The following is a 595-nucleotide window of genomic DNA, read 5'->3' as shown; positions in this document are numbered from 1 at the left end:
TATCATTGCTATTGTTGTCGCCAGCAATAAATTGGCTGGATTGACCAATATCCATCATAGTGCCATCGGCGAACTCAAGCTTCTCGACAAATCCACTCTGGTAAAAGCCCTGAACAATAACTTTGTCTTCTCCGTTATCACCGTCGCTTATGCGGATCTCCAGATTGTCACCTGCACTGTTCAGAGATATGTCGTCACGGCTGATACCTGCACCAAACAGAATGCGGTCAGAACCAGCCGAATCGATAATAGTGTCAGTGCCATCGCCGCGATTTATCAGATAGGTATCGTTGCCAGCACCGCCCTGAAGGGTATCTGTGCCTGCGCCACCTGTGAGTGTGTCACTCTGGCTGCCCGTCGTGACAACATTGTTGCCATCGTTTCCTCGCAGAGAGTTACTGCCGTTAGTTGCGGTAACATTTTCAAAATCGGCTTGAAGTTTGCCACTCATCTGGGTGGCATCTGTGTAGACCAGGGTATCGGTACCCTCGCCCCCTGTAACGGTATCATCACCGTCGGTGTGAATGGTGTCGTCACCCAGACCACCCTCAAGGGTATCGACACCGCCGCCGCCATACAGCGTATCGTCGCCAGC

General features: G+C 51.8%; 1 protein-coding gene. It reads right to left on the bottom strand.

Translation table 11 applies throughout. The features are described from left to right. The coding region (locus tag A8L45_RS23380; RefSeq protein ID WP_281181543.1) for a calcium-binding protein at positions 1-595 on the bottom strand (595 nt) is incomplete at both ends.

The organism is Veronia pacifica (genome assembly GCF_001707825.1).
Classification (GTDB): Bacteria; Pseudomonadota; Gammaproteobacteria; order Enterobacterales; family Vibrionaceae; genus Veronia; species Veronia pacifica.
The sequence above is the reverse complement of the archived record's forward strand: the minus strand, read 5'-3'. Positions and strand labels throughout refer to the sequence as shown.